Genomic DNA, 23,242 nt, shown 5'->3' on the forward strand with positions numbered 1-23,242 from the left:
ACGCTGACGATGGGCTGTCAGTCTTGCGATGCAGGCGTCCTTCTCCCGTGTGCGGGAGAAGGTGCCCCGAAGGGGCGTGACGAGGGTTGCGGGCCACCGGCCCTCACCCCCGACCCCTCTCCCGTAGGCGGGAGAGGGGGGCACAACTCAGGCGGCGCGGCGCAGCGATTCCGTCAGCGACTCGATGCTGGCGGCCTTGGGTTTGACCAGCCAGAACTTGCCGATGTAGTCGCGGAACTCGTCCAGGATCTGCTGCGCCCAGATGCTGCCGGTCAGCTCGCGGTGGCGGCTGATCAGGGTGTGCAGGTGCTGGCGATGGTTCTCGAAGCCTTCGGCAGAGACGCGGTGGATGTCGATCAGTTCGTGGTTGTAGCGGTCCACGAAGTCGCGTTCGATATCCAGCACGTAGGCCAGCCCGCCGGTGAAGCCGGCGCCGAAGTTCAGGCCCACCTTGCCCAGCACCAGCACCACACCGTCGGTCATGTATTCGCAGCAGTGGTCGCCTGCGCCTTCCACCACCGCCAGCGCACCGGAGTTGCGCACCGCAAAGCGCTCGCCGGCGCGGCCGGCCGCGAACAGCTCGCCGCCGGTGGCGCCATACAGGCAGGTGTTGCCGACGATCGGCGTGCTGCGCGCCTCGAAGCGCGCACCGCGCGGCGGACGCACCACCAGCCGGCCGCCGGCCATGCCCTTGCCGACGTAGTCGTTGGCTTCGCCTTCCAGCTCCAGCTGCAGGCCACCGGCGTTGAACGCGCCGAAGCTCTGCCCGGCGGTGCCGCGGAAGCGCAGGTTCAACGGCGCATCGCTCATGCCGTGGTTGCCGTGCACGCGCGCGATGGCGCCGGACAGGCGCGCGCCGATCGAGCGGTCGGTGTTGTGGATCAGGAAGCGATGGTCGCCGCCAGTCTTGTTGGCGATCGCATCGGCGAGCAAGCCGTCCATCTGCGTGGCCAGGCTGTCCGGCGATTCGTACAGGCGCTGGGCGGCGCAGTGGCTGCCGTCGTATCGGGCATGCGTGAGCAGGCGCGAGAGATCGACCTTGACGCCTGGGCGCGGGGAGACTTCCAACTGTTCCAGCAGGTCGGTGCGGCCGACGATCTCGTCCAGCGAGCGCACGCCCAGGTAGGACAGCCACTGCCGCACTTCCTCGGCCAGCAGGCGGAAGAAATGCTCCACCCGCTCCGGCAGGCCGGTGAAGTAGTTCGCGCGCAGGCGCTCGTCCTGGGTGGCCACGCCGGTGGCGCAGTTGTTGAGGTGGCAGATGCGCAAATACTTGCAGCCCAGCACGATCATCGGCGCGGTGCCGAAGCCGAAGCTGTCGGCGCCAAGCAACGCGGCCTTGACCACGTCCAGGCCGGTTTTCAGGCCACCGTCGGTCTGCAGGATGGTGCGCTCGCGCAGGTCGTTGGCCACCAGCGCCTGGTGCGACTCGGCCACGCCCAGTTCCCACGGCACGCCGGCATAGCGGATCGAGCTGACCGGGCTGGCGCCGGTGCCGCCGTCGTGGCCGGACACGGTGATCAGGTCGGCGCCGGCCTTGACCACACCGGCGGCAATCGTGCCGACGCCGGCGTGGGCCACCAGCTTCACCGACACCAGCGCGGTCGGGTTGACCTGCTTGAGGTCGTAGATCAGCTGGGCCAGGTCTTCGATCGAATAGATGTCGTGGTGCGGCGGCGGGCTGATCAGGCCGATGCCCGGCTTGGCGTAACGCAGGCGGGCGATCAGTTCGTTGACCTTGTGGCCGGGCAACTGGCCGCCTTCGCCGGGCTTGGCGCCCTGGGCGACCTTGATCTGCAGCACTTCGGCGTTGACCAGGTATTCCGGGGTCACACCGAAGCGGCCGGAAGCCACCTGCTTGATCTTGGAGCGCTTCTCGGTGCCGTAGCGGGCCGGATCTTCGCCGCCTTCACCGGAGTTACTGCGCCCGCCCAGGCGGTTCATCGCAATGGCCAGCGCTTCGTGCGCTTCGGGCGACAACGCGCCCAGGCTGATCGCGGCGGTGTCGAAGCGACGCAACACATCTTCGGCCGGGGCGACCTCGTCCAACGGGGTCGGGGTGTCGGCGCGCTTGAGCCGGACCAGATCGCGCAGCGTGGAGGCCGGGCGCGAATGTACCGCGTCGACGTACTTCTGCCAGTCGCCGGCATCGCCAGTGCGGGTGGCGCGCTGCAGCGTCATGACCACGTCGGGGTTGTACATGTGGTACTCGCCGCCGTGCACGTACTTGAGCAGCCCGCCCACTTCCGGCTTGAGCTGGTCGTTCCAGGCGCGCGCGGTGAGCTCGCGTGCTTCGGTATCCAGCCGCGACAGGCTCACGCCGCCGATGCGCGCGGGCGTGTCGGCAAAGCACAGCTCCACCACGTCCGGGTCCAGCCCGACGATTTCGAACAACTGCGCGCCGCGGTAGCTGGCGATGGTGCAGATGCCCATCTTGGAGATGATCTTGGACAGGCCTTTATAGATGCCCTTGCGGTAGCGGCGGCCGATCTGCGACTGCTCGCCGCCCTTGCTCAGCTGCAGGATGCCGCGCCGGCCCAGGTCGAACAGGGTCTGGTAGGCCAGATACGGGTACACCGCGGTCGCACCGAAGCCGAGCAGGCAGGCCATGTGGTGCGCGTCGCGCGCGGTGCCGGTTTCGATGATCAGGTTGACGTCGCAGCGCAGGCCCACCTTGCACAGGTGGTGATGCACCGCGCCGGTGGCCAGCAGCGCATGCGCCATCGGCCGGTCCGGGACCGGGTAACGGTCGGACAACAGCAGCATGACCGCGCCCGCGCGGGCGGCGGCTTCCACTTCCTGGCAAATCCGTTCCAGCCCGGCCTTGAGGCCTTCTTCCAGGCTGTAGGACAGGTCGATCAGCCGGTTGCGCTCGACGTACTGCTCCATCTTCAGCAGCTGGCGCAGCTTGCGCTGGCTGAGCACCGGCGAGTTGAGGATGACGTGGTTCACCGTCTCCGCACCGGCGTGGAAGATGTTGGTCTCCTTGCCGAGCTGGGTGGTGAGCGACATCGCGATGCCTTCGCGCAGCGGGTCGATCGGCGGGTTGGTGACCTGCGCGAAGGCCTGGCGGAAGTAGTCGTACAACGGCCGGGTCTGGCGGCTGAGTACCGCCATCGGGGTGTCGTCGCCCATCGAGCCGGTGGCTTCCTGCTCGGTCTCGGCCAGCGGGCGCAGGATCTGCTCCACTTCCTCGGTGCTGAGCTGGAATAGCTTGTGGTAGCTGCGCAGGGTCTGCTCGCTGAAGGGTTCTTCCACCAGCGAGGGGTCGATCAGTTCGGTCTGCAGATAGGTCACGCCCTGCTGCAGCCATTGCTTGTACGGCGCGCGCGCACGGTTGATGCGGTCGATGGCGTCCGAGTCCAGCAGATCGCCGCGCTTGAGATCGATCGCCATCATCTCGCCCGGGCCCAGCTTGCCCTTGCGGGTGATGCGCTCGGCGGGCAGCTCCCACACGCCCGCCTCGGAGGCCACCAGGAAATGGCGGTCGGAGGTCAGCATCCAGCGCGCCGGGCGCAGGCCGTTGCGGTCGAGCATGCAGGCGGCATAGCGGCCGTCGCAGGCGACGATGCCGGCCGGGCCATCCCACGGCTCGGTGTTGAGGCCGTAGAACTCGTAGAACGCGGCCAGGTCGGCGTCCTTGAACTCCAGCGACTGGGTCGCCGGCGGCACCAGGATGCGCAGCGCCTGCAGCAGGTCCATGCCACCGGCGATCAGCAGCTCCAGCATGTTGTCCAGGCTCTGCGAATCTGAGCCGTGCATGGAGATCACCGGGTCGAATTCGGCGATGTCGAAGCGCGGGGTCTGCCACACCTTGCTGCGCGCCTGCGCCCAGCGGCGGTTGCCTTCGATGGTGTTGATCTCGCCGTTGTGGGCGAGCAGGCGGAACGGATGCGCCAGCGGCCAGCGCGGCAGCGTGTTGGTGGAAAAGCGCTGGTGAAAGACGATCGCGCTGGAAGACAGGTCGCTGCGCTGCAGGTCCGGGTAGAACGTGCTCAGCTTGTCCGGCAGCACCATGCCCTTGTAGCTGATGCCGTTGGGCGAGAGCGTGGTGACGTAGAAGTTTTCCACCTCGCGCAGCGCCTGCTCGGCGCGGCGGCGCGCCAGGAATAGCGCCAGGGTGAAGCCGTCTTCGCTCTGCTCGGCGCCGGCATCGACGAAGACCTGTTCGATGCGCGGCAAGGTGTCGCGTGCCAGCTGGCCGCAGACACTGTCGTCGGTGGGAACCACGCGCCAGCCGCGGAACTGCACGCCGGCGTTGTGCAACTGGGTTTCCAGTTCGGCACGACAGCGCGCAGCATCGGCGGCGTCCAGCGGCAGGAACACCACGCCGGCCGCGTAACGCGCGCCGAGCGTAATGCCTGCATCGCGTGCCAGCCCGCGCAGGAATGCATCGGGTTTGCGGATCAGCAACCCGCAGCCATCGCCGGTGAGGCCGTCGGCGGCGACACCGCCGCGATGGGTCATGCGCGAGAGCGCCGCAATCGCCGTGTCCACCAGCGAGCGGGAAGGTTGGTCGTCCAACTGCGCAACCATGCCAAAACCACAGGCGTCGCGTTCGTCGCGCGCGCTGTTGTAGAGACCGTCGTCGTTGAGCCCTTGGCGAGTGCGGGGGGCCATGTCTGCCTCTTTGCGATCTTGGGAGAGCGGCGGCGACGTTGCACCGCTCGATCCGTGGAGCGTTCGAAGAGGTCACCGGATGATCGACTAGACCACAGTTGATGCGGTGCCGCAATACACCGTTACAGGTGCAACAAGAGCCGCTGCAATCCCTTGTACCAGCAGGCTTGGCGCCGGTCTTGCGACAGGCGCCAATGCCGTATCAGCCACAGCGCACCGAGGTGATCACGTTCTTGGCGTCCACTTCCAGATTGAGCCGTTCGCCATTGAATTCCATGGTGGTCATCTGGCCGGGTTTGAGCACGCGCACCGACTTGGCGGCGGCATCGCTGCGTGCCTGTTCGCTCACCGCATCGGTCAATGGCTGGCCCACCAGCGATTGCACCTGGGTGGCATCGCAGGTACCGATTGGCGGCGCTTCCGGCGCTGCATCCGGCGCGGGCGCAGCGGCTTGTTCGGCCGCGTGCTGGGCCTTGGCGGTGACGGCTTCCTGCTCATCGGGTTGCGGTTTGTTGCAGGCCGTCAATGCAGTCAGCACAACCAGGGTGCAAGTCAGACGGGCAATAGGCAGAACAGCGCGCATCGATCACTCCAGCAAAAGGGGATGCCCAAGCATAAGCACAAAGTCACGCGACGGGCATGGCTTGCGCACATGGCGTTGTCGCTGCGTTGACGCAGCCTAGTCTTGCCGCGCTCAACAATCGCGGCCAGTCATTGGACCTCTGCGCAATGAAAGCCAAACGTGTTCTTCGCAATGCCGCAGCCACTGCCAGCAGTGTCGGAAAGCTTGCTGCGGTGGCCACCGGCGCCGCTGTCGCCACGGCCGCGGTGGCAAGTGCGGCCGCCGTGGCGCAGGCCAAGGCCACCGCGCGCGCGGCAGGGCTCACTTACGTCAACGATCAACAGCCCGGTATTAGCCGCCGCAAGGCCGGCAAGAGTTTCAGCTACCGCGATGCCGATGGACAACGCGTGGGCGATGCCGACACCTTGCAACGCATCCGTTCGCTGGCGATTCCGCCGGCGTATACCGAGGTGTGGATCTGTGCCAAGCCCAATGGGCATCTGCAGGCCACCGGACGCGACGCACGGCGGCGCAAGCAATACCGCTATCACCCCGATTGGGCGCAGGTGCGTGGCGAGGGCAAGTTCGAACGCGTGATCGCCTTCGGTACCGCGTTGCCCAAACTGCGGCGTCGGTTGCGTCGCGACCTGGTGCTGCCAGGATTTCCGCGCGAGAAGGTGTTGGCGATTGTGGTGGCATTGCTGGCCGACACCTTGGTGCGCGTGGGAAATGCCGAATATGCGCGCAGTAATCGCTCGTATGGGCTGACCACGCTACGCAACCGGCACATGGAATTTCTGAAAGGCGGCCGCGCGCGGCTCAAATTCCGCGGCAAAAGCGGCCAGGACCACGACATCGAAGTGGACGATAAGCAGCTGGTCAAACTGATCCGGCAGTGCCAGCAATTGCCCGGGCAATCCTTGTTCCAGTACCGCGACGACGATGGTCAGTTGCAGCCGGTGGATTCGGGCCAGGTCAACGATTATCTGCGCGAGGCCATGGGCGAGGACTTCACTGCCAAGGATTTCCGCACATGGGGCGGCACCTTGGCTGCATTGCAGCGGCTAGCGCGCTTGCCGTTACCCGAACGCAGCAGCGAACGCGCGCTGACGCAGGTGCAGAACGATGTCATCCGCGAAGTGGCCGACGCCTTGGGCAACACGCCCTCGGTGTGCCGCAAAGCCTACATCGACCCGTGCGTCTTCGAAGGCTGGCGTGCGGGCCAGCTCCAGGCGATGGCCACCGGTGTGCGTGGCGAGCGCCAATGGGAAGCAGCCACGCTGAAGTTCTTGACCGCATCGCGTAGCAAGCTCAAGGCACAGGCAACGCCTGCGTCGAAGCGGAAGTCGGCGTAGAAGCGGAAGTCAGCGTAAGTGTGGCCGCCAGGACGACCGCGCTTGCTCCCAGGTGAGCGCGGCCGCTGCTTGGTGCGGCATGGCTGCGCACGCCGGGCTGCCGTCCACACCCAGCTACGACGCCGCGAGACGTCTTGTCAGCCACTCCAAATCGCAGACCCGGGAACCGGAAAGCCGCAGTGCTTTACCGAATCCCGAATGCCCAATCCCGAATCTCCACCCATCACCCGCAATAAATCGCGGTGATGCTGTTGTGCGGGCCGGTTTCGATGGTGAGCCGATCGCCGCCGCTTTCGCTGGCGCCCTGTGCCGGGTCGGCCAGGCCGCTGGCGGTCGTGCCGCCGGTGGCGCGCTCGCCGCGGCGCACGATGACCTGCTGGCTGTCGCTGTCGACGCGTGCACGCTCCACCGTCTGCGCCGCTGCGGCCAGACCCACGGTGCCGCGGACCTTGTCGATATGGCACTGGCCGGAGATCGCGCCGTCGATGGGTTGCACCTGCGCCACCTGGTTGGAGGCACAGGCCGAGAGCAACAGGACGGCAGCGAGCGGGGCGAGGGTGCGGATCATCGGAGAGCTCCAGCGGAAGAATGGCGCAAGCGTGAAGAATCCGTTGTTGGCATGGCATGAAGGCTGTCCGCTTGGGCGCGCCACCTGCGACGTCGGGCGGTCCGGTGCTGGATGGGTGGTCGGGCGCCCAGCATCTGGATCACCGAGCCGACGCTCCCAGGCCACGCTCCTGCCCGTGCGACCTGCAGCGCAGGCGCTGCGGCAGCGGCCGCTGTTCCGGTCGCGCCAACGCAGGAGACGTCATGCGGGATGGATTGCTTCAATGTTTGGACGACTGCACTACAAATCTTCCGGCTAGTCGACCACTGGGTGCCTCTCTACTTCCTGGACCTGTTCACCGTGAAACCGTCCGCAGGAGCGGCACCGATGGGCATGCATCCGCATCCGGGCATCGCCACGCTGATCTACCTGATGGAAGGCGACGTCGGCGACGAAGACAGCACCGGCAAGCAGGACACACTGCCCACCGGCGGGGTGGAATGGATGCGTCCCGGCAATGGCGTCTGGCACGCCGGCGTGCCGGTGGGCCAGGCGTCGGCCAAGGGCTGCCAGCTGTGGGTCGCACTGCTGGCGGCCGAGGAAAACGCCCCGGCGCAGAGCCTGTAGCTGTCGCCGAGGATGTGCCGGTGGCCGGCCAGGTGCGTGTGCTGCTGGGTCGCTACGGCGCGCTGGAAAGCAAGATCCCGGCACCGGCCGACATGACCTACCTGAGCGTGCAGTTGCGCGACGGCGAGACCTGGCGCTATGTGCCGCCGGCCGGCGACAGCGTGGCCTGGATCGCGGTGCATGGCGGCCAGTGGGAAGCGGATTCCTGCGTGCGCGTCAGCCCATGACGGTGCAGCAACTGCCGCAAGCGACGTTGCACGCGTTGCAGGTCCGCCTCGGCCGCCTCGTCGACAATGCGGTTGGCCAAGGCATCGAACTGCGGCCAGAACTGGCTGGGGTCGCGTACCCGTTGCGGCCATACCGACAACATTCTGCCCAGGTCGGACAGCTGATGGTTGGTGCGTGTGCGCATGCTCATGTCGCGTCTCCCGGCCAGTCCAGGGCAACAGCGTGGACCGCGCCGTCATCGATCAGGGTGAAGGCAAGCTCGGCCTGAGCCACGCCGTCGATCTCCAGCCGTGCCTCGCTCCCCGGGCGCTGGGTGACGTCGATGACGTAGGTGCTGGCGCCGAAGCGATAACGCAGCTGATACCCAGGCCAGTCGGCCGGGATGCACGGCACGATGTGCATACGGCTGCCATGCCGTTGCAGACCGAGCAGCGATTCGGTCAGCAGCCGGTACATCCAGCCGGCCGCGCCGGTGTACCAACTCCAGCCGCCGCGGCCGGCGTGCGGCGCCACCGCATAGACATCGGCCGCCAGCACATAGGGCTCGGCCTTGTAACGTTGCGCTGCGTCGGCATCCAGGGCGTGGTGGATCGGGTTGATCATTCCGGTCAGTTGCCAGGCGCGCGCGCTGTCGCCGAGGTGGGCGAAGGCCATCGCCGCCCACACCGCCGCATGCGTGTACTGGCCGCCGTTCTCGCGCACGCCGGGCACGTAGCCACGGATATAGCCCGGGTCGTGGCCGGTGCGATCGAACGGCGGCATCAGCAGCTTGACGATGCCCGCATCGGCATCGACCAGGTGCTGGTGCATGGCTTCCATCGCCTGCGCGCTGCGCGCCGGGTCCACCGCCCCGGACAGCACCGACCAGCTCTGCGACAGCGAATCGATGCGGCATTCGTCGGAACGGTGCGAGCCCAGCGCGGTGCCGTCGTCGAACCAGGCGCGCCGGTACCACTGCCCATCCCAGGCGTGCTGTTCCAGTGCCACCCGCAAGGCCTGCGCATGCGTGCGGCAGCTCGCAGCGAAGGTCGTATCGTCGCGCTGCATGGCCACGGCCGAAAAGCGCAGCAGGTTGTCGTAGAGGAAGAAGCCCAGCCAGACGCTTTCGCCCTTGCCGTCCTTGCCGACCCGGTTCATGCCGTCGTTCCAGTCGCCGCTGCCGATCAGCGGCAGGCCGCGCTCGCCCAGCCGTGCCATGCCGCGCTGCAGGGCGAGCACGCCATGTGCGTACAGCGACTGCACGTTGCCGGTGAGGTGCGGCAGGTCGTAATACGATTCCTCGTCGGGCTTGAGCGCGCGCCCGTCGATGAAGCCGACAAGCTCGTCGAGCACGCCGGTGTCGGCGGTGGTGTCCAGATAGCGGCACATCGCCTGCGGCAACCACAGGAAGTCGTCCGAGCACTGCGTGCGCACGCCACGGTCTTGCGGCGGGTGCCACCAATGCTGCACATCGCCCTGCACGAATTGATGCGCGGCACTACGCAACAGATGGGCGCGGCTGAGCGCAGGTTGCGCGTGCACCATCGCCATGCTGTCTTGCAACTGATCGCGGAAGCCGAACGCGCCACCGGACTGGTAGTAGCCGCTGCGTGCCAGGAAGCGGCAGGCGATGGTCTGGTAGAGCAGCCAGCCATTGGCGAGCAGATCCACGGCAGGGTCGGGCGTACGCACCTGCACGCTGCCCAGCACCTGTTCCCAGTGCCTGCGCACGGCCAGCAATGCGGCCTGCGCGGTGGCCACGCCGCGGCTGCTGCGCGCCAGCTCCAGCGCCGCGTCGTGGCTGCTGGCCGCACCCAGCCGGAACACCGTTTCAAAGCTCTGCTCGGCCGCCAGCGTCACCGGGACCTGGATCGCCGCGCAGGGGTCCAGGCCGGGCCCCACACGCCCGGACAACCGCTGCCGGGCGAGCGCGGCCGGTGCGGCCAGGCTGCCATTGCGGCCGATGAATTCGCTGCGGTCGGCGGTGATGCTGCGGCTGGGCGAATCGGCATCGAAGAACGCCACGCGCCCGTCGAACTCGGTGTTGTACGGGTTGCGCGCGGTCAGCACGCTGCTGCCCAGGTCGACCTCGCTGACCACATGCAGCTGCGAGCGTGCGCGGATGTCGCCGAGCACCCATTCCACATAGCCGGTCACGCTGAGACGGCGTGGACGCCCGGACAGGTTCTTCAGCCGCAGGTGGCTGAACTTGATCGGCCGTTGCGCATCGACGAAGACCCACAACTCGCTGCCGATGCCGTGTTCGGTATGGCTGTAGACGCTGTAGCCGAAGCCGTGGCGCACCGTGTAGCGACCGCCGCCGCGGCACGGCAGCGCCATTGGCGACCACACTTGCCCGGTGTCTTCGTCGCGCAGATAGAACGCTTCGCCGGAGCTATCGCCGACCGGGTCGTTATGCCACGGCGTCAGCCGGAACTCGTGCGCGTTCTCGGCCCAGCTGTAGCCGGCGCTGCTGTCGCTGACCACGCTGCCGAACTGCGTATTGGCCAGCACGTTGCACCACGGCGCCGGCGTGGGCATGCCCTCGTCCAGGGTGATGCGGTACTCGCGGCCGTCGGCGGCGAACGCGCCCAGGCCGTTGTCGAACAGCAGCGCTTCGTCGGAGGCGGCCTGCAGGGTGCGGTCCAGATAGGCGGCGTGGGTGCTGGCCGACGCGTCGGCGCTGTCCAGCTGCTGCACCGGCTCCAGCAGCGGCGGATGCGCGCGTGCGCTGGGGTGGCGCTGCAGTTGCGCGTCCAGCGTGCCGTTGGCATCGCTGAGGATCGCGCGCGCCACGGTCTGCAGCAGCACGCGGTCTTCCTGCGAAATGTGTTCGATGGCGCGCACGAAGATGCCGCCGGGGCGGTCGAGCACATTGGCTTCGGGGTCGGCGGCGATCAGGCCCAGGATGGCGTCCTGCAACTGTTGGCGATAGCCGGCCTGGCTTTCGTTCCAGATCACCAGATCCGCACGCAGGCCTTTCAGGCGCCAGTACGCGTGCGCCTGCACCAGCTGGCGCGCCAGGTCGAGATTGTCCGGGTCGGTGATGCGCAACAGCACGATCGGCAGATCGCCGGAGATGGCATGACTCCACAGCGCCGACTGGCCACGATGGTTGTGCAGCAGCACCTCGTTATCGGCGCGCAATTGCGGGTCGACGAACAGCACGCGCGCGGCTAGCCGCTCGTAGAGCATCGCGTCTTCCAGCGAGGCGTCGATCTGCCGGCGCGTGACCTGACTCTGGGTCAGCGCCAGATCGAACACCCGATCGGCCAGACGGCGGTCGCGGTACTTGTCGATCAACGCGGTGCAGGCCTCGCGTTGCGTCCCGACGCCGTAGACCATGTCCACCTGCGCCTGCTGATCGGGCGCCAGCGAAATACGGCAGCGGATCGCCACGATCGGGTCCAGCACCGAGCCGGCCGCGCCGGACAGGCTGGCGTGCGCGTGCAAGGCCAGCGGATTGCGGGTGCTGCGCCCGCGCCCGACGAAGGCGGCGCGATCGGTCTCGTACGAAATCGTCGCCACGTCGGCATCGTGCACGGCCACCAGATGCAGCATCCACGGTTGCGCCTCGTCATGCCCGCGCGGGCGCCGTGTGCAGAGCAGCGCCTGTTTGTCGGCCAGGATCTCGGTCTGCACGAACAGGTTGCTGAAGGCCGGGTGCGCTTCGTCGGCCTGCGCCGGCGCCAGCACCACTTCGGCGTAGGTGGTGATCTCGATGACCCGCGTCTGCCGCGAACGGTTGCGGATGCGCAGCCGGCGCAGTTCCACGTCGTCCTCGGCGGAGATGGCGATTTCCAGATGGCTGTCGTAGCGCTGGTGGCTGCCCTTGAACTCGGCTTTGGCGTCGGAAAAGATCGCTTCGTAGCGCTCCACCGGCACGCAGGTGGGTTGATGCGCGGCCGACCACACCGCGCCGCTGTCCACATCGCGCAGATAGCAGAAGGTGCCCCAGTGGTCGCGGGTACCGTCTTCGCGCCAGCGGGTGACCGCCATGTCGCGCGCGCGGCTGTAGCCGCCACCGGCCGAGGTCAGCATGCCGTGGTAACGCCCGTTGGAGAGCAGTTGCAACGCCGGCTGCGGCAGATTCGGGTCGCGATGGATGCGCAGGGCCATGCCCGCCTCGGTGGGAACCGGGCGCTCTGCGGCCTGGGCCAATCCCTTGACGTAGACGCCGGCACGCGGCGCGCGCTCCTGCAACAGCAGCAGCGTGGCCTGGAATTGCGGATCGGCGACAAAGCGCTGTTGCATCGGCGCATCGCGCAACACGTGATCCAGTGCCAGCAGCGCCATGCCCTGATGGTGCGACATGAACGAACGGACCACGGCGTGCTGTTCGCCACGCGGCACCCGCGACGGGGTGTAGTCGATCGCCTCGTACAGACCGAAGCGGCCGCCGAATCCCAGTGCCTGCAATTGCTGCAGATTGCGGCACGCCGCCTCCGGATCGACCATCAAGGCCATCGCGCTGGCATACGGGGCGATCACCAGATCCTGGCCCAGGCCGCGCTTGAGCCCGAGCCCGGGCACACCGAACGCGCGGTATTGATAATTGCGCCGCGTATCGACCGTGTTGTAGCCCGATTCGGACACGCCCCACGGCACATCGCGCGCGGCGCCGTAGCGGATCTGCGCCTGCACCGCGCCGCGCATCGAGCGGTTCAGCAGCGTCTGCGGATAGCTGGGCATCACCAGGTCGGGCATCAGGTACTCGAACATCGAGCCGCTCCACGACAGCAGCGTCGGCTCGGTGCCGGTATCGGTCAGCGTGCGCCCGAGCGCGAACCAGCTCTCCTGCGGCAGCTTGCCCTGGGCAATGGCCACGAAGATCCCCAGGCGCGCCTCGGAGGCCAGCAGGTCGTAATGGCCGCTGTCCAGGCGACGGTCGTCGACGTTGTAGCCGATCGACAGCAACTGCGGGGCGCGGTTGTAGAGGAAGTCGTAATCCATCTGCGCCAGCTGCCCGGCGCGATGCGCAAGCCGGTGCAGTTCCTGCACGCGGTTGGCGGCCCAGCTCTGCACGCTCGGTGCGTGGCCGGCGGCCGCCAGCTGCCGCAGCGTGGCGCCCATGGCGCCCGTCGTCTCCGCCGCGTGCGGAGCGGTGTCGGCCAGCGCCGGTGCGCAGTGGCCCAACTCGGCCAAGGCGGCCTTGCAACTGCTGACCAGCCGCTGCGGCCACGGTTCCTCGTCATCGCCGCTGACCGGCATCAGCGCCAGAATCCGTTGGCTTTGCGCCAACAGCAGGCGCAGCGCCGTGTCGGCCTGGGGCAGGCTTGGCGCGGGCTGGCGGCAAAGGCCCTGTACGCCCTGCGACATCGTCTCCAGCGCATCCAGCGCATCGGCGGTGGCATGGCGTGTCCTGGCTTGCGCTGCCAGCACACCCAAGGTGTCGGCCAGCCCGTCGAACACCGCCATCGAGACCGCCGGCGCATCCTCCAGCGCCAGCAGCGCCTGCCGCAGCGTCAGCAGATGTCCGGCCAGATTGCCGCTGTCCACGGTGGAGACATAGCGCGGCAGCAGCGGCGCCAGCGTTTCGGTGTCGTACCAGTTGTAGAAATGGCCGCGGTGGCGCGGCAGCGATTCCAGCGTGGTCAGCGTATCGGCCACGCGGGTCATGACGCCGGCCACCGTCAGGTAGCCCAGATCGTAGGCGGCCAGGTTGGCCAGCAGGCCCAGCCCGATGTTGGTCGGCGAGGTGCGGTTGGCCACCACCGTGACCGGATACTCCTGCACGTTGTCCGGCGGCAGCCAATGATGCTGCGCGGTGCAATGCGTTTCGAAGAACGCCCAGGTGCGCCGCGACAATCCGCCAAGGAAAGCGCGCTGCTCCTGCGACAATTGCGCGACCGGGGCGGCGGGCTGCCCGCCCAGCCAGGCCATCAGCCAGGGCGCGCCCATCCACGCCACGCCAAGCGGCAATGCCGCCCACAAGGCCGATGGCGACCACCACGCCACCGCCGCGACCGTCAGCGCTGCACCGCAGGCGGCGCCGGCCATCAGGCGATGCTCGGCATTGCCGCTACGCGCGCTGCGTTCCACTTCGCTGGACGGCGCCCACTGCAACAGATGGCGATGGGTGATCGCCATGCGCACCAGCGTGCGGGCGATGGCGGCCAGCTGCAGTCCCGCCTCGAACGGCAGGCAGGCCAGCACCACGCCGGTGCGCAGCAGGTGCTGACGCAGTGCCATGCCCACCTGGCGTGCGTGATGGTGCAGCCCCAGGCCTTCGGGCGGATGCGCCAGCGCATACAGCGCCGAACACAGCCCCGGCAGCAGCCACAGCACCAGCAGCCACAGCGTCCAGCGCAAAGGGGTGGGCGAACCCAGCCAGCCGATCAACAACAGACCCAATGCGGCCGGCGCCACCAGGCTGCGGCGCAGGTTGTCCAGCAGCTTGCCGCGCGACAACCACGACAACCGGTTGCGCGCGCGCTTGCCGCCGCGATCGGGCACCCACGGCAGCAGCCACGGCAACAGCTGCCAGTCGCCGCGCACCCAGCGCGCGCGGCGCTTGGCATCGGTGGCATAGCGTTGCGGATGGCGCTCGTACAGGCGCACGTCGCTGAGCAACCCGGCGCGCACATAGCAGCCTTCCAGCAAGTCGTGGCTGAGCACGCGGTTGTCGGGGAAGCGGCCGGCCAGCACCTGTTCGAAGGTCGCCACCGCATAGATGCCCTTGCCGATGAACGAGCCTTCGCCGAACAGGTCCTGATACACGTCCGATACCACACGCGTGTACGGATCGATGCCCGGTTCGATCCCGAACATGCGCGCAAAGCGCGATTCGCCGCCATCGCTCATGCCGGTGCCCAGGCCGGGCTGCAGGATGCCGTAGCCGGCTTCCACGATCTGACCGGAGGCATCCATGCGCGGCATGTTCAACGGATGCGACATCGCCCCGACCAGGGCACGTGCCGCATCTCTGGGCAAATGGGTGTCGCTGTCCAGCGTGATCACATAGCGCACGCCCACCAGGACGGCCACATCGCCCTGCACCTGCAGGAAGTCGCTGGCTGCCTGCAGCGGCGCATCCTCGGCGCACAGCAGGCGGTTGAGCGCTTCGAGCTTGCCGCGCTTGCGCTCGGCGCCCATCCAGCAGCCTTCGCCCGCGTTCCATTGGCGGGCGCGGTGCAGCAGGAAGAACCGATCGCCGTGCGCGTCGGCATAGGCCGCGTTGAGCCGGTCGATGTGCTGCGCCGCATGCGCCACCAGTGCCATGTCCGCTGGCAGCAGCGCCTGCGCCGCATCGAGAAAATCGGTGAGCAGGGCGAAATACAGCTGCGCATCGCGGTTGGCCAGGTAATGCACCTCCAGCGCGCCGACCAGCTCGTCGATGGCGTCGGTACCGGCCAGCATGCTCGGCATCACCACCAGCGTGCGGCAATCGGGCGCAATCCCCATGCGCAGGTCCATGCGTGGCAACGGACGTGGGCGCACCCACAGCGTCGCCACCCAGTTGACCAGGGCGATCCCCAACTCGCTGGCCGCCAGCAGCGCGATGCCGGCGGTGATCCACCACAGCGCCGGCGGCAATGCACTGGCCCACTGCAGCAAGACGCCGGTCCACAGCGCCGTAATCGTCGCGATCGGCAACAGATATGCCGGCAGCGCAACCCGGCGCACGCGCGGGCGCGGTGACGTCGGCACTGCGGGCGTGTCCGCATCGCGCAACGCGGCACGCAACAGCGGCAATCCCGCATCCACCAGGTAGTAGCCCACGTGCGCGGCCACCTGTTCAGCCGAGTGCGGGTGCGTGCTCAATCGCAGCACGGTGTCGGCCACGGCCGGTTCGTCGCGCTCCATGCGGTGGGCCAGGTCTTCGACCACATGCCGGTACGCGTCGCGGGTCTGGAAATCCATGCGCGCGTAGACCGCCGCCGGATCCTTGCGCAGGGTCTGCTCGACCACGCTCATGGTTTCGACGAACTCGCGCCAATCCATTTCGTCCAGAAAGCGCAGGCTGCCGATGCTGTTGCCGATCGAGACCTGGTCGGCCGCCTGGCGCTGGCTTTCGGCATGCACCATTCCTTCGACGCTGTGGCCCTCGCTGGCCAGCCACTGTTCCACCCAGGCGCTGGCCATCGACAACACCGGGCCGCGGCCCTGGATGCCGCGCGTCAGTTCGGCGACGAACGCACCGGTGGCCGGTGGCTGCGAGCGTGCCATGTCGGCCACGACAACAACCACATCCTTGGGCTGCGCGGCGGCCGTGGCGTTGAGCACTGCGGCCCAATGCGCAGCCAGAGCCGTGTCGCGCCCGTCGTGCATGATGCCGTCGGCAACGCGGCGCAGGTTGTCGATCAAGGCCAGCCGCAACACGATCGGAACGGCCCACAGTTCGCCGAGCTTGAGCGGTGCCACCTGTTGATAGGCCGCGATGAAACGGCTCAGCGTGATCGCATCCACGCGGCCATCGCCATGCGCCACGACCTGCAAACCCAACTCGTAGACACGCGGCAGACCGATGGAGCTCGGCGTGCGCAGGCGTGGCAACTGGCGGCTGTAACCCGGCGGAAGATGCTGGCGCGCAAGGCGTATCTGCTCTTGCACCAGATAATCGTTATCCAGCAGCCATTCGCCGGCAGGGTGCAGCCGCACGCCGGCGGCGGCCATCTCGTTCAGGCGCGATGCCGCACTTTCGAGCGCGCGTTGGTTGGACTTGAGTCCCGACAACAGCAGCTCGCGTGCCGGGCCGGTGTAGAGCGTATGCGTCGTTGCCAGCGCGCGCGCCAGCAGTTCCATCTGCTCATCGCCGAGCAATGCAGCGCCCGGCACGGCAGGATCCCGAGCCGGGTGCGGCTGCGGCGATGGTGCTGGTTGGGTAATCGATTGCCACCAGAGAGAGAACGCAGACGCTTTCCGCTTTGGCGGCATGGAGACATTGCCTGTGCAGCATCAGTGCTGCTAGAACCACGATCATGCGCGCTCGCGCTACCGCGCATGTGAAGGCAGCATGCCAAGGTGCTGCAGGCGATGCATGCGTAACGCGCGATGCAATGGCATATCGTCTGTCGATGGCTGCGCATGCGACGCTTGGCAGCGTGCGAATGCGCACGTCCAGCAGGCGATCAAGCCGACGCGACAGTCCTGCGGGCGTGTGCATGCATGCAACGCAATGCACGGCACCCACACAGCAGCGCAGGTGTAGGCGCCGCCAGCGTGATTCGCTTGATGCGTCGTGCCTTCTGCAATCTGTATGCGCACACGTCGCCGATGCGGGATGATGAAGGGTTGTCTGTGTCACCGCGCGGACGTGCGGCATCGTCCTTTCTGCGGTCACGAGGCGTCATCCATGCTCCACACGACAGACCGGTGGTGCTGTGCCTGCTGCTGATCAGCCTGAGCCGGCATGGCAATGCCGCGTCATCGCCGTCGCAATCGTCCATGACAGTGGTCGGGCTGGAGCAGCCGGCGCAGATTCGCGTCGATCATTGGGGCGTGGCGCACAGCGACGCGCGCACCGATGGCGACGCGTTCTTCGTGCAAGGCTTCAATGTCGCGCGCGCTCGCCTGTTCCAGCTGGATCTGCTGCGCCGTAACAGGCTTGGCCTCTGGCCGACGCGTCCGGGCCGGCCTACCTCGCCCAGGATCGCGCCTCGCGGCCGAGAAGCCGCTGCAGAAGGCAGCAACAACTGGGTGATCGCCCCGCATGAATCGGCCACCGGTCATGCGGGGCTGGCGGACGATCCGCACCGCGCCGATACCGTGCCCAGCCTGCGCTATTTCGGGCATCTGACCAGCCCCGGGGGGGACATCATCGGTGCCGGCGAGCCCATCGCGCCGGCGATCGCAATCGGCCACAACCGCCCCAGCGCCTTCGGCCTGACCATCTTCAACAGCGACCAGGAAGATCGCTTGGTCTACCGTGTGAATCCAGCCGACCACGCGTCCTAGTGGTATCAAGGCCACTGGGAGCCGATGTGGACGCAGCGCGACTCCATTGCCGTGCGCGATGGCAGGCCGGTTGAGGTGGAGCTGCAATTCACCCGGCATGGGCGAGTGATCCATGTCGATGCGGACAAGCACATCGCCTAGGCCATTGCCTTGGTCTGGAGTCAGCCCGGCACGGCGCCGTATCTGGGGGCGTTGCGGTATCTGCGCAGCGCATCGTTCGAGCAGTTTCGGCAGGCCCGACGCCGCGGCGCTGGTGGACGCGGCGGAGCATCCGGGCGCTGCGTTCGGATCCGAGCCTGTCGCAGGCCGCGATGCGGTGGCGGGGAAGATGGCTGCGGTCGCCGCAGTCTTCGGCAGCGGGTAGACTGAGGCGGTCGCCAAAGGGAGCATGGAATGGGCCGATGCCAGTCGTCATATCCAGCTATCGATAGACGGCCAAGGGCGCAGCGCGCACCGGACAGCCGCGTCGTCGGCTGCCAACAGCCCTGATCGCCGCGCCGTGCACGTTATCCTGGCCACCGAGTCGATTCGACACCCGCTTACCGGCGTTGGACGTTATACGCAGGAACTGGCGATGCATCTGGCGGCACTGCCGCAGATCGAGTCGTTGCACTACCTGCATGGGCGACGCCTCCTGCAACAGCGACCGAGTCCCGGGCCGGCATCGACCGTGACATCGTGGATGCGCGATCGTTTCTCGCGGATCGAAGTGGCGACGGATGCCTATCGACGCCTCGGCAATCTGGCCAAGGCGCGTGCCCTTCGCGGGCAGGAACCGGCGTTGTTTCATGGCTGCAATTATTATTTGCCTGCGTATGACGGTCCTAGCGTTGCGACCTTCCACGATATTTCAATCTATCGCTGGCCCCAATGCCACCGCGCCGACCGGGTGCGCTACATGCGCAAGGAGTTGGCGCTGGCGGTGCAACGCGCGCAATTGATCCTGACGGTCTCGGAGTTTTCGCGGCAGGAGATTGCTGCGCACTTTGCGCTGCCGCTGGAGCGTATTCGCGCGATCCCGCTAGCGGCGGATGCGGCGTTTCGACCGCATACCCCGGCCGAAGTAGCTGCACCGCTGCAGGCGTTGGGCCTGGAAACCCATGCGTATTGTCTGTGCGTGAGTACCATCGAACCGCGTAAGAACATCGATGTTCTGTTGACCGCATATGCGGCCTTGCCCGCCGCAGTGCGTGCGCGCTACCCGTTGGTGATCGCCGGCCACAGCGGCTGGTCCAGCGAGGCATTGCATGCGCGCATGCGTCGTGCAGAACAGGCCGGTTGGCTGCGCTATCTTGGCTACGTTCCACAGGACTGCTTGCCTGCGTTAATGGCTGGTGCCCGCTTGTTCGTGTTTCCCTCGTTTTACGAGGGATTCGGCTTGCCGGTGCTGGAGGCCATGGCGAGCGGTACGCCGGTGATTTGCGCATCGGCGTCGGCATTACCGGAAGTGGCCGCCGATGTCGCCATGCTGTTCGATCCTGCCGACGTCAGTGCGTTGACGCTGGCGCTGGCAAGAGGCATCGACGATGCGGCCTGGCGTGAGGCCGCGCGTCAGACGGGCTTGCAGCGCGCAGCGCAGTTCAGTTGGCAGCGTTGCGCCGTAGCGACGGCTGGCGCGTACCGCGACGTGTTGGCCGCTTGAGCCTGACGTCCTCGCCGCTACGGGTGTTGCAGGTCTACAAGACCAGCCTGCCGGAGACCATGGGCGGTACCGAACAAGTGGTGCGCACGCTTGCCACGCAGTCGCATCAGCACGCTGTGGCGAGCGAGGTGGTGACCCTCTGCGCCGATGGGCGTCTGGCAGGCATCAGCATGCAGGGCCCCTACACGCTGCATCGCTTTCGACGCGACTTCGAATTGGCGTCGATGCCGGTGTCGCTGCGCTTGCTGCACCAGTTCGCCGGCTTGGCCCGTCGCTTCGATCTGATCCATTACCACTTTCCGTGGCCGTTCATGGATGTACTGCATCTGGCGGGTGCAGTGCGAACGCCTTCGGTGCTGACGTATCACGCCGACATCGTGCGACAACGACGGTTACTGCGCTTGTATCAGCCGCTGCAACGGCGCTTTCTCGATCGCGTCGACCATATTGTCGCGACATCGCCCAATTACCGTGCCACCAGTCCGGTCCTGGCCAACTTTCAAACCAAGTTAAGCGTGATACCGATCGGACTGGACCCCTCCAGTCACTACACGCCGGATACCGAACGCGCGCAGGCCTGGCGCACACGACTAGGCCCGCGATTTTTTCTGTTCGTCGGCGTCCTGCGCTATTACAAGGGTCTGCAGTATCTGCTGCAGGCCGTCCGCGAGACGCAGATCCCGGTGGCCATCGTTGGCGATGGACCGGAAGGGCCGCGCTTGCGCCAGCAGGCGCGGCAGCTCGGCCTGACCCACGTCCACTTTTTGGGCGTGCTGGACGATGCCGACAAGCATGCCTTGCTGTCGCTGTGCGATGGGCTGGTGTTTCCATCGCATCTGCGATCGGAGGCGTTCGGCATCACCTTGCTGGAGGCGGCGATGCATGCCAAACCCATGATCTCCTGTGAAATCGGCACCGGGACCAGCTTTGTGAACGTGGCCGGACAGACCGGCCTGGTGGTGGCACCGGCAGATCCGGTGGCCTTACGCGATGCAATGCGTTATCTATGGAATCATCCGCAGGATGCCAACGCATTGGGGCAGGAGGCGTTGAGCCGTTATCGGCAGTACTTCACCGGCGCGGCGATGGTGCGTTCCTACGCCACGCTCTATCGCCAGGTGCACGGCGCCGCTGGCGGAGCTGCCATTCTTGGAGAAAAGCAGGGATGAAGGGAGAGGAATGCTGATCAATCCATGCGTAGGCTCGCCGGTCCACTGCCGGGTTGGGGTTAGCGGATGAGTTCGCTCGATCCACTGCTGCCGCGTGTCGCCATTGCGACCAGGCGATCCAGTCACTTGCTTGGATCGGTGGCCAGCATGGTGAAGGTCGCCGATCTGGGCGTCGTGGTCGGCAGCGGGTTGTTTGCCTATGCCATGCGTGTCGGCCAACCGGCATTGCCGGAGGCGCCCCGCTATACATACGCGTTGCTCGCTGCCGCGGCACTCACGCTGCTGGTATTCGGGCGCCTCTCGCTTTACCGCCAAGGACCGCATGTGGCACCAACGATGGTGGCCGGGCGCGTGCTGACGGGGTGGGCAATCGTGCTGAGCATGTTGATGTCGATCGGCTTTTTGAGCGCGACCGGTGCGGGTTTCTCCCGCCTGTGGTTTCTCTATTGGGCTGGATGCGGTGGTGCGGGTCTGCTGTGCGTGCGGTCTGCGATGAAGGGCGCACTTGCCTGGTTGCATGGTCACGATATTGGGCGCCGACGCATCGCCCTGCTCGGTCCACCCGACTGCAGCGACATGTTGGTGAAGAGGATCCAGCGGCAACCGTGCCCGGCGATCGAGTTGCTGCAGGTACCAATGGACCTAGCGCTTGGCAGCACTGCCGGATTGTCATCCTGGCTGGAAGACCGGCATGTCGGCGAAGTGTGGGTGACATGGCCGATACGCGAGGAGGCGCGACTTCGCCACAGCATCGCGCAACTGGATGCATGCTGCGTCGAGGCCTGCTGGATTCCTGATCTGTTCGCCTTTCGCCCTGGTCAATCCTGCCTGGAAGAGATGAGCGGCCCGCCGATGGTGGCGTTGTCGGTCCGACCGCTGACGGGCCTGTCGCGTGCGCTGAAGGAGGCGACCGACCGTGTGCTGGCGTCCATCATCGTGGTGGCGAGTGCACCGCTCATGCTGGCCCTGGCCGCGGGTGTGAAGCTCTCCGGTCCCGGACCGGTGCTGTTTCGGCAGACGCGGCAGGGTTGGGACGGGCGTCCGTTCGAATTGTGGAAGTTCCGCAGCATGCAGGTGCACGATGCGGCAACCGCTGCGTCGCAGACCAGCCGGGGCGATCAACGGGTCACGCGCTTCGGCGCGTTCCTGCGGCGCACCAGCCTCGACGAATTGCCGCAGTTCCTCAATGTCCTGCAAGGGCACATGGCCATCGTCGGGCCGCGGCCGCATGCGCTGGCGCACAACGCGCACTACCAGGAATTGGTGCCGAACTATCTGCAACGCCAGCGGGTCAAGCCGGGCATCACCGGCTGGGCGCAGGTCAATGGCCTGCGCGGTGAGACCGACACGGTGGAAAAGATGCACCGCCGCGTTCAACACGATCTCGCTTACATCCAGCATTGGTCGCTTTGGCTTGACCTGAGCATCATCGCGCAGACCTGCGTGATCGTGCTGTTCGACCGCGACGCCTATTGAACCCGGATCGGGAGTCCCATGCACATCACCTATGTTCTCGGCACCCGCCCGGAAATCATCAAGCTGGCATCGCTGATCGCTGCAAGCCTACGCGATGGGCTGCATTTTTCGATCGTCCATACCAACCAGCATTACGACGAGGCGATGGACCGCGTGTTCTTCGACGAGTTGGGTTTGCCGCCGGCCGATTACAATCTTGGCGTGGGTTCGGCACCGCACGGCGTGCAGATCGGACGTATGTTGTGCGGCATCGAGCCAGTACTTGCGACGCTGCAGCCGGATGTGGTGGTGGTGCAGGGCGACACCAATAGCGCCTTGGCTGGCGCCATGGCTGCCAACAAGCTGGAGATCGCCGTGGCCCATGTCGAAGCGGGCCTGCGCAGCCGCGACCGCAGCATGCCCGAAGAAGTCAATCGCGTTCTGATCGACCACTTGTCCGACTACCTGTTCTGTCCCACCGCACTGCAGGCGCAGATCCTGCGCGATGAAGGCCTGACCGGCGCACGCATCCGCATCACCGGCAATACCGTCGCCGACGCGACCCTGGCGCATGCCCAGACCGCGCTGCGCCGCTCGACCATCCTGCAACGCCTGGGGCTGCGCGAAGGCGGCTATCACCTGCTCACCTGCCATCGCCGCTCCAACACCGAAGATCCCGCACATTTTGCCGCCCTGATGCAGGCAGTCACCTCGATCTCCGAGGACCAGGGGTTGCCGCTGGTGTTTCCGATGCACCCGCGCCTGGATGCGCTGGGGAGCACGGCGGCCGCGCGGCATCGCGTGCTGCGGGCGATCGGTCCGGTGGGTTACTTGGACATGCTGGCGCTCCAGCAAGGCGCGGCATTGATCATGACCGACAGCGGCGGGATCCAGGAGGAAGCCTGCATCCTGCAGCGCAAATGTCTGGTGCTGCGCACCAATACCGAGCGACCGGAAACCCTGCAGATCGGCGGGGCGGAACTGCCCCATGGCCTGGACCAGGACGCGCTGCGCACTGCGGCTGATCGCTTGCTGGCGCGTCCGGTGGCGTGGCGCAATCCATTTGGCGATGGCCATGCGTTCCGCTGCATCCTCGATACGCTGTTGGCCAGGGACGAACACGCCAGCGCGCCGCGTCCCCGCCTGCAGCAGGCGTAGGCA

Annotated in this window: 11 protein-coding genes and 1 pseudogene; 8 read left to right on the forward strand and 4 right to left on the reverse strand. The window is 66.8% G+C overall.

Annotated elements, in window-relative coordinates; all coding sequences use genetic code 11:
• Positions 1 to 147 precede the first annotated feature (147 nt).
• Both gltB and XpruCFBP8353_RS16910 read right to left on the reverse strand, forming a co-directional pair.
• On the reverse strand, positions 148 to 4,620 hold the full coding sequence (gltB, locus tag XpruCFBP8353_RS16905; protein WP_101364250.1) for a glutamate synthase large subunit: 4,473 nt from the start codon (positions 4,618 to 4,620) through the stop codon (positions 148 to 150).
• Positions 4,621 to 4,822: 202 nt separating this feature from the next.
• Positions 4,823 to 5,203 carry an I78 family peptidase inhibitor gene (locus XpruCFBP8353_RS16910; protein WP_101364251.1) on the reverse strand — a complete coding sequence of 127 codons (381 nt, stop codon included), beginning with the start codon at positions 5,201 to 5,203 and terminating at the stop codon, positions 4,823 to 4,825.
• 56 nt (positions 5,204 to 5,259) lie between these two features.
• Here XpruCFBP8353_RS16910 and XpruCFBP8353_RS16915 point away from each other — a divergent pair, with 56 nt between their 5' ends.
• Positions 5,260 to 6,537, forward strand: a complete 1,278-nt coding sequence (locus tag XpruCFBP8353_RS16915; protein WP_101364252.1) for a DNA topoisomerase IB — start codon at positions 5,260 to 5,262, stop codon at positions 6,535 to 6,537.
• A gap of 223 nt (positions 6,538 to 6,760) precedes the next feature.
• Here the strand turns inward: XpruCFBP8353_RS16915 and XpruCFBP8353_RS16920 are convergent, their stop codons facing one another.
• Entirely contained in the window at positions 6,761 to 7,105 is a 345-nt protein-coding gene (locus XpruCFBP8353_RS16920; RefSeq protein ID WP_101364253.1) for a hypothetical protein, read from the reverse strand.
• Between the two features lie 339 nt (positions 7,106 to 7,444).
• Between XpruCFBP8353_RS16920 and XpruCFBP8353_RS24360 the strand changes: the two genes are divergently transcribed.
• Both XpruCFBP8353_RS24360 and XpruCFBP8353_RS24365 read left to right on the forward strand, forming a co-directional pair.
• Positions 7,445 to 7,711, forward strand: coding sequence for a pirin family protein (locus tag XpruCFBP8353_RS24360; protein WP_243391143.1), 267 nt, complete (start codon positions 7,445 to 7,447; stop codon positions 7,709 to 7,711).
• A 20-nt stretch (positions 7,712 to 7,731) separates the two neighbouring features.
• The gene (locus XpruCFBP8353_RS24365) at positions 7,732 to 7,938 is read left to right on the forward strand and encodes a hypothetical protein (RefSeq protein ID WP_243391144.1); all 207 of its coding nucleotides are present in this window, start codon (positions 7,732 to 7,734) and stop codon (positions 7,936 to 7,938) included.
• 187 nt (positions 7,939 to 8,125) lie between these two features.
• On the opposite strand, the gene XpruCFBP8353_RS16935 is transcribed toward XpruCFBP8353_RS24365, so the two are convergent.
• The gene (locus tag XpruCFBP8353_RS16935; protein ID WP_101364254.1) at positions 8,126 to 16,795 is read right to left on the reverse strand and encodes a glycoside hydrolase family 94 protein; all 8,670 of its coding nucleotides are present in this window, start codon (positions 16,793 to 16,795) and stop codon (positions 8,126 to 8,128) included.
• A gap of 510 nt (positions 16,796 to 17,305) precedes the next feature.
• Here XpruCFBP8353_RS16935 and XpruCFBP8353_RS24370 point away from each other — a divergent pair.
• The 5 genes and pseudogenes from XpruCFBP8353_RS24370 to wecB all read left to right on the forward strand — a co-directional run bounded on the left by XpruCFBP8353_RS24370 (position 17,306) and on the right by wecB (position 23,239).
• A pseudogene (locus XpruCFBP8353_RS24370) lies at positions 17,306 to 17,956 on the forward strand (penicillin acylase family protein).
• 358 nt (positions 17,957 to 18,314) lie between these two features.
• Positions 18,315 to 19,457, forward strand: a complete 1,143-nt coding sequence (locus XpruCFBP8353_RS16945) for a glycosyltransferase family 4 protein (RefSeq protein WP_101364342.1) — start codon at positions 18,315 to 18,317, stop codon at positions 19,455 to 19,457.
• A complete protein-coding gene (locus XpruCFBP8353_RS16950; RefSeq protein WP_279327771.1) occupies positions 19,454 to 20,626 on the forward strand; it encodes a glycosyltransferase in 1,173 nt (390 codons plus the stop codon). The genes XpruCFBP8353_RS16945 and XpruCFBP8353_RS16950 overlap by 4 nt, the downstream gene beginning before the upstream one ends.
• Before the next feature lie 147 nt (positions 20,627 to 20,773).
• Positions 20,774 to 22,102, forward strand: a complete 1,329-nt coding sequence (locus XpruCFBP8353_RS16955; RefSeq protein WP_243391145.1) for an undecaprenyl-phosphate glucose phosphotransferase — start codon at positions 20,774 to 20,776, stop codon at positions 22,100 to 22,102.
• 18 nt (positions 22,103 to 22,120) lie between these two features.
• A complete protein-coding gene (gene wecB, locus XpruCFBP8353_RS16960; RefSeq protein ID WP_101364256.1) occupies positions 22,121 to 23,239 on the forward strand; it encodes a non-hydrolyzing UDP-N-acetylglucosamine 2-epimerase in 1,119 nt (372 codons plus the stop codon).
• The last annotated feature ends 3 nt before the right edge of the window (positions 23,240 to 23,242 follow it).

This window comes from Xanthomonas prunicola (assembly GCF_002846205.1).
Classification (GTDB): Bacteria; Pseudomonadota; Gammaproteobacteria; order Xanthomonadales; family Xanthomonadaceae; genus Xanthomonas; species Xanthomonas prunicola.